The organism is Algoriphagus algorifonticola (assembly GCF_007655305.1).
Lineage (GTDB): Bacteria > Bacteroidota > Bacteroidia > Cytophagales > Cyclobacteriaceae > Algoriphagus > Algoriphagus algorifonticola.
Genome location: NZ_VLOG01000042.1, coordinates 105061 through 112591, shown reverse-complemented (window position 1 = coordinate 112591; position 7531 = coordinate 105061). Strand labels below are relative to the sequence as shown.

Genomic DNA, 7531 nt, shown 5'->3' with positions numbered 1-7531 from the left:
GCGATTGATTTTGAAGCGGTTTGGACTCGTAATAAGAAGTCTACTGCATATTTCGGGTTAAAACACTTTTTGACTCAGCTCAACTTAGCAAAGTTTGCTTCAAAGTCAGGCTTATTGCTATTGATAAGAATTGATCGTTTGAATTTTCCCATCAGGTAAATGGACCAGTTCTGCCATTTTGATATTTCTCAAGGGTGTTTTACCTGAAAGTTCTGTATCATGGTAAAACAGATACCATTTCCCCTCGAAGTTGACAATGGAATGATGATTTGTCCAGCCTTCTACGGGTTCCAATACATTTCCCTGGTAAGTAAATGGACCATAGGGACTATCTCCAATGGCGTAGGCTATAAAATGTGTATCACCCGTTGAATAGGATAGGTAGTATTTCCCATTATGTTTATGCATCCAAGCCGCCTCAAAGAATCTACGGGCATTATCTCCTGCTTTAATTGCTTCACCATTTTCATCCAGGATCAAAATCTCCTTTGGCTTCTCTGCTAAACCTGTCATGGCATCATCCAATTTGGCAATGTATGGCATCAAAGCTTTTTGATCTGGCGCCGGTAGCCCGTCCATTGGACCCTTTCGTCCCTCAACGAGTTTTTGATCTTCATACCATTGAAGCTGTCCTCCCCAGATTCCTCCCCAAACCAAAAAATACTCCTCCTGATCTTGAAAAACCGCAGGATCCATACTGAAAGTACCTTTGATTGGTTCTGCTTCTGGTTTAAATGGACCTTCTGGGCGATCTGAAACAGCAACCCCGATTTTAAATATCCCCTGTTTATCTTTTGCTGGGAAATAGAGATAGTATTTCCCATTTTTTTCGGCGGCATCCGGAGCCCATAACTGTCTACTTGCCCAAGGGATATCTTCCAATTTCAAAGCCACTCCATGGTCAGTGACAGGCCCATTCACCTTCTCCATTGAGAAAACATGGTAATCTTTCATGTCAAAATGAGAGCCCATATCATCTTCTTCCACAACCGTTTCTATATCATGGGAAGGGTAAACAAATAACTTTCCTTCAAAAACATGAGCTGATGGATCGGCTGTAAAAATATGTTCCACAAGTGGAGCATGTGCAAATTTAGACTCCTCTGTTTCTACTTTTGCAGACTGAAAAGAATCTTGGGGTTTAGAGCAAGCAAAAGCAATAAATAGAACTCCCAAAAGGTAATTTGAAAATTTCATATGAGGTTAGGTTAGGTTTGATTGCTATGAAAATACTCAAAGAGGAGTGGATTTCTAAATTTTGGAGCAAATGGAGCAAATATGGATTGATGCGCTAATCAGTTTTTTTTACAATCCTCCCAAAAATTCTTTAAATTCTTCAAAGCTTTTACCCATCGAGAGTACCTTCTTCTCTCCTTCCAGAAAAGCTGCCAATCGATCCGGCAAAACCAATTTTTCATTCAATGCGTCTTCCACCACGTCTCTGAATTTTCCTGGATGGGCTGTTTCTAAAAACACACCAACATACCCTGGGTTTTCAGCCATAAAATCCTTTAATCCCAAATATCCCACTGCACCATGTGGGTCTAGGGTGTAGCCTTTGGGCTTAACAGCCTGGATGGCTTCGATGGTCTGAGCATCGGTGTAGAAAAAACCTTTGATATTTTTCCGAAACAGCTCCTCATTTCCATCATAAAGCGCCTGAAGTCGAGGAAAATTACTGGGATTCCCCACATCCATAGAATTGGAAACTGTAGGTACAGATGCTTTGGCTTTAAAAGGTACCCCCTTTAAATAATCAGGGACTATTTTGTTAAGATTGGTTGCAGCGACAAAATGGTCTATAGGTAATCCCATTTTCCAAGCCAAAACTCCAGCCGCCAAATTACCAAAATTGCCACTTGGCACTGAGAAAACGATCTTTTTCCCATCTTTAGGCAGTCTTGAATAGGCATAGAAGTAATACAGACACTGAGGAATCCATCGGGCAATATTGATAGAATTAGCTGAAGTCAGGAGCAAGCTTTTATTCAATTCCGGATCCAAGAAAGCCTGCTTGACCAAAGTCTGACAATCATCAAAAACTCCTTCCACTTCTATCGCAGTAATATTCTGTCCGAGAGTGGTAAACTGTTTTTCCTGAAGCTTACTGACTTTCCCTTTGGGAAAAAGAACAATGACTTCGGCTCCTTCTACCCCTAAAAAACCATTGGCCACAGCACTTCCCGTATCTCCTGAAGTCGCTACCAAAACATATACTTTTTGATCAGTTTTGGTAGTAAGCATGCTCATTAATTTCGAACAAAAACGTGCTCCAAAATCTTTAAATGCCAAAGTAGGACCATGAAATAACTCCAAACTATAAACATCTTTCTCCACTTCAACTATTGGAGCGTCAAAAACAAGAGTATGATCCACCAAGGCTAGGATTTGCTCATTTGTCAAGTCTTCCGAAAACAAGGCCTTAATCACATCGTAGCCAATTTCCTGAAAACTCTTGGATGAAAAACTCTCTATCAATTGCTTCGGTAAGACAGGAATCCGCTCGGGCAAGAACAAGCCCTGATCTGGAGCCAATCCTTTGATCACAGCTTCTGCTAAACTGACTTGTTGTTTTGGGTTATTGGTGCTGTAATATTTCATGTGTTTATAATTTTTCTTTAAGGCCACATGGAATCTCGCGTACTTGATAGTCATCTTAGTGTGACAGCTGCGTCACGCTCGATTTCATCAATTATTCTGTTAAAACATAACCACCATCTGTATTGATGGCAGAAAAATACACATCCACGCCCAATCCTATACTTTGATAAACCTCCTCCGCAGCCTTTGCAATTTGGATTGCTTTTTCCTTGCCTTTGGATAAACAAAACAGTGTTGGACCACTGCCCGATATTCCCATTCCCAAGGCCCCGGCACCTTTTACTGCCTCTCTTACTTCATAAAAGCCAGGTATCAATACCGCTCTGTAAGGCTCAGCAATGACGTCTCTCAATGACCTCGAAATCAATTCATAATCTTCTTCATATAGACCGGCGATCAATCCAGCCACATTTCCTGATTGAATGGTAGCGTGTTTCAAGGGAATGGCTTCTCTCAAAACTGATCTGGAATCAGCTGTTTTCAATTCAAAATGTGGATGCAATAAGGTACAATACAGATCCTGAGGAACATTCAGCTTAATCACATCCAAAGGATGATAGTCTCTGATCAGTACAAAACCTCCCAATAAGCTCGGGGCTACATTGTCTGCATGGCCGGCTCCGCAGGCAATTTTTTCTGCAGCAATTGCAAAAGGAAGAAGGTCTTTTTTCTCATAGGGACTGCCCAAAAATTCATTCGCTGCAACCAAAGCAGCAACAGCACTTGCCGCACTGGAACCCATGCCCGATCCAAGCGGCAATCCTTTTTCCAATTGAATAGAAATGCCAGGGTTAATACCTAAGTCCTCCACCATAGCTTGAATAGCTACCGCACAGGTATTCTTAGCAGCATCCAAAGGCAGTTTTCCATCGTCTCCTGAGATTGAACTTACTTCCAGCCCGGGATTTTCCTTTTCATTCAACTGCACAATATCCCCCATGCCCTCAATGGCAAATCCTAAAATATCAAAACCACAGGACACGTTAGCCACAGTAGCAGGAGCAAAGGCTTTTACGGTTTTCATTACTCGCGGGTATAGTTACCAATCCTAATCACGTCTGCGAAAACTCCGGCAGCTGTCACATCAGCCCCTGCACCTGGACCCCGAATGATCATCGGCCTATCCAGATACCTTTCAGTAGTCAAAAGGATCATATTGTCACTTCCACTCAAACTGCTGAATGGATGTGCATTTGGAAGGGAATTCAAACCAACCTTAGCTTTTCCATTCTCCAGAGTTGCCATAAAGCGAAGCTTTTCTCCTTTTGATTCTGCTTCCTTGAGTAGTTTCTCAAACTCCGAATCGTGTGCTTGAAGCTTCTGGAAAAACTCCTCCACCGTAGCAGCTTCTCTGCAATCTTCCGGAACCATACTCTGGATAGTAATGTCTTCAAACTCTAAAGTTTGTTCGGCCTCTCTTCCCAAAATCAGAATTTTTCGAGCCACATCCATTCCGCTTAAATCGTCTCTTGGATCAGGTTCGGTGTAGCCTTTGTCTTTGGCAATTCTGACTACCTGAGAAAAAGGATCTCCTTTTTCCAGTTCGGAGAAAATAAAATTCATAGACCCACTTAATACGGCTTCAATTCGAATTACTCTATCTCCGGAAAGCATTAGATCCTGAAGGGTGTTGATCACCGGCAATCCTGCTGCCACATTGGTTTCATAAAGAAATTTTACTCCTCTCTTTTTCGCCAGTTTTTTGAGCTCTTTATATTGCTCCATTGAACTTGAATTCGCCTTTTTATTAGGGGTCACGATTGCCACCTTTGCACCTAAAACTCGCGCATAAGCATCTGCAACGCTTTGACTCGCTGTGCAATCCACAAAAACTGAGTTGGAGAAGTTCATTTCTTCCATAGTTCGGATAAACTCATCCAAGTCCATATTCTGATCTTGATCACTTAACTCATGTGGATTTTTTAAGTCAAATCCATCTTCATGGAAAGCCATGTAGCGACTATTGGCCATTCCGTGAATTTGAATATCTAGCTCATTATCACCTTTCAGTTTCTCTTGCTGAGTTGCAATCATTTTGATCAATGCCTTGCCTATTAAGCCTACACCAACTAAGAAAACGTGAAGTACCTTATTTTCTGAAAGGAAAAAGGCTTCATGTAAAGCATTGAGGGCTTTTTGTAAATCAGCCTGAGGTATGACCGCAGAGATGTTCAACTCCGAGCTACCCTGGGCGATAGCAGCCACGTTGATATTGTTTCTTCCTAGTGCACGGAACATCCTTCCAGAAGCACCTGGATTTTGCTTCATATTTTCTCCTACTACCGCAACAGTGGAGAAACCATGCATAAGCGTAACCTCATCCATTTCACCGGATTTGATTTCGTAATAGAACTCCCGCTCCACTACTTCTTTTGCCAAGTATGCCTCGGCAGTTTTGATTGCCAAGCAGATACTATGTTCGGAAGATGCCTGTGAAATCAATACAATATTCACTTTGGCCTCTGCAAGAGCCTTAAACACCCTACTTCCCGTAATCCCATCTAATAGAGATGCTCCCTGAACATTGACAATGGAAATGGAGGACATGGATGAAATCCCTTTGATCAATCCTCCTTGGGTCACCTCCCCGTTGATTAGCGTGCCTTTGTTGGAAGGTTCGAAAGTATTCTTGATGTAGATTGGAATATTCTTCTTCATCGCCGGCTGCATAGTCGCCGGAAAAATCACTTTCGCCCCAAAATGAGAAAGCTCCATCGCCTCATTATAGCTTAGCTGAGGAATACTAAATGCGGTATAAACCAACTTGGGATCTGAAGTCAAGACCCCCGATACATCAGTCCAGATTTCTAAATCCTCCGCATCCAAGGCAGCAGCAAAAATGGCGGCAGTATAATCAGATCCAGATCTACCCAGTGTAGTAGTTTCACCTTTCACTGTGGAAGCGATGAAACCTGTAATGATTTTGATTCCATCATGCTTTAGGAAATATTCTTTGATCAAGTGATTCGTCACTTCAAAATCAACTCTGGCCTGACCGAATCTGTCATTGGTTCGAATGACCTCTCTTGCATCCAAGAATTGAGTTTTGATCCCTTTGGCAGCTAAAGCTTCGGTCAAAATAAAAGTGGAAAGACGCTCTCCAAAACTTGCCACATAATCCAAAGTCCTGTCAGAGTTTTCCTTGATCAGATATATTCCGTGAAAAAGATCTTCCAATTCATTGAAACGAACCTTCACATAGGTCATAACAGTAGACTGGTTTTGAACAGCTATAAGCTGCCTTACCATATCCAGATGCTTTTCTTCCAAGGTCTGAAGCAAATCTCTGTAAACCTGATCACCCTCTCTGGCAAGGCGGGCAATGGTCAACAAACTTTCTGTTACACCGCCAAAGGCAGAAAAAACAACGGCTACATCTTGTTGCTTATTTTTCTCCTGAATAATTGAAAAAACTTTCTGAATCGTTTCTGGAGTTGCTACAGAGGAACCTCCAAACTTGATGATTTTCATAAGTAAATTGAATGATTTTGAATGAATAAAATGCCTTAATAGGCTCAGGGGCGAGTACTTTGAGATTAAACGGGATTACCCCGTAATCGTGGTCATTTCCGTAAAAAAAGCAAAAATAGAAGTCATGCTGGACATTGACATTATGCCCTTACAAGTGTGAAAAATATTTCTTGCTGCAAAAACCATGACTGAGAAATTGACTTCACAATCTTAGGTAGTAATTTCTTTTATGCCAAATAATCAGCCAATAATTTTCAATTATTTAATCAAATGGGCTTAAAAAATATAAATTTTATAATTTTCATTATTGCTTAAATCAGTCTTTTCGATTGAATAATATCTAATATTCAAAATATAATTTTATTAAAGCTGCTTATTTTAGGATTTAAAAAATGCTTATAAGCGAAATGTGTTTAGTAATATTTTTTCAAAATATTACTAAACACAAAAAGCCCTCAGGTTAATCCTAAAATCATGAAAAAATAAAAGCCTGATATCCGGGGGAATTAGGCTAAAGTAATGGTATACTTATATTCTTAGCAAAACTTATTGAACATCTAAAATGGCTTGTGGCTTTCCTCTGAACAAGACATTCTCTCCTTTCTTTTTCCCAATTAGTAATTGTCCTAAGGGGGAATTTCTGCTCAGTAGAAAATATTTCTTGCCTTCTACTTCTAATTGGCCGATTGAAGCCGAAATCAGGAAAAAGTCTGTTCCCAACTGAATCAAAGATCCTTCCCGTACCGCTTCCGAATTGGATTTGATAGACTGAACCCTATAAATCTCCTCCAAGTCCTCCTGAAGCTTTTCAATCGTGCTCTCGATGGTTTTTAAGTCTTGAGTCATCATCTCTCTTCCAGTCTCAAACTTATCACCTGCACTACTTTTCGTATCTTCTAAAATACCTTCAGAAACAGCTTTGCGTTCCTGCTGAAGTAGGCTAATTTTTTCTTTCAGCTGTCTGATAGCAGCCTGAAAAATCTTTTCTTTTAATTCCTGCATAAAATCAACATCCCTCTTTACGACGGGTATCAATGATGTAAACTATTTTCCAACCTTCGGACATTTTGACCAACTGAAAAGAATTGACTCCGCAGTGGCTAAAATTTCCATTGACGTAAAACTCATAGGGCGTCCATGCAGCCGCCATGTTTCCGTCTATTTTAATTTGATAATCTAGGATTCGTTCATCCAATTCTGTCTCAACCGGTGTACTAGCTATCCTTTTCCCAAAGTCCTCCACAGAATTACTTCCAACTCTTGTACCTGATGGGTCAGCTATCACGGTTTGCATCATTGCTTCTGAGCTAAAAGATTTCATAACCATCTCAGCATCTTTTGCTCTCATACCATCAAAAAGCGACATAATTACTTCTTTGACGGCTTGCTCTTCAGATTGGGCTAAAGTCGGAAATAAAACACCAAAACTTAAGGCAAAAAGGCAAAGTAATTTTTTCAT

General features: G+C 40.6%; 6 protein-coding genes. All 6 read right to left on the bottom strand.

From position 1 onward, the window contains the following. Window positions 1–117 precede the first annotated feature (117 nt). A complete protein-coding gene (locus FL972_RS11145; protein WP_144605486.1) occupies window positions 118–1197 on the bottom strand; it encodes a glycoside hydrolase family 43 protein in 1080 nt (359 codons plus the stop codon). Between the two features lie 108 nt (window positions 1198–1305). Beyond that, window positions 1306–2601, bottom strand: a complete 1296-nt coding sequence (thrC, locus tag FL972_RS11140; protein WP_144605484.1) for a threonine synthase — start codon at window positions 2599–2601, stop codon at window positions 1306–1308. Between the two features lie 91 nt (window positions 2602–2692). Beyond that, on the bottom strand, window positions 2693–3625 hold the full coding sequence (locus FL972_RS11135; protein WP_144605483.1) for a homoserine kinase: 933 nt from the start codon (window positions 3623–3625) through the stop codon (window positions 2693–2695). Next, entirely contained in the window at window positions 3625–6072 is a 2448-nt protein-coding gene (gene thrA, locus FL972_RS11130; protein WP_144605481.1) for a bifunctional aspartate kinase/homoserine dehydrogenase I, read from the bottom strand. Before thrA ends, FL972_RS11135 begins: the two co-directional genes overlap by 1 nt. A gap of 546 nt (window positions 6073–6618) precedes the next feature. Next, window positions 6619–7074 carry a hypothetical protein gene (locus FL972_RS11125; RefSeq protein WP_144605480.1) on the bottom strand — a complete coding sequence of 152 codons (456 nt, stop codon included), beginning with the start codon at window positions 7072–7074 and terminating at the stop codon, window positions 6619–6621. Between the two features lie 4 nt (window positions 7075–7078). Continuing rightward, window positions 7079–7531 carry a nuclear transport factor 2 family protein gene (locus FL972_RS11120; RefSeq protein WP_144605478.1) on the bottom strand — a complete coding sequence of 151 codons (453 nt, stop codon included), beginning with the start codon at window positions 7529–7531 and terminating at the stop codon, window positions 7079–7081.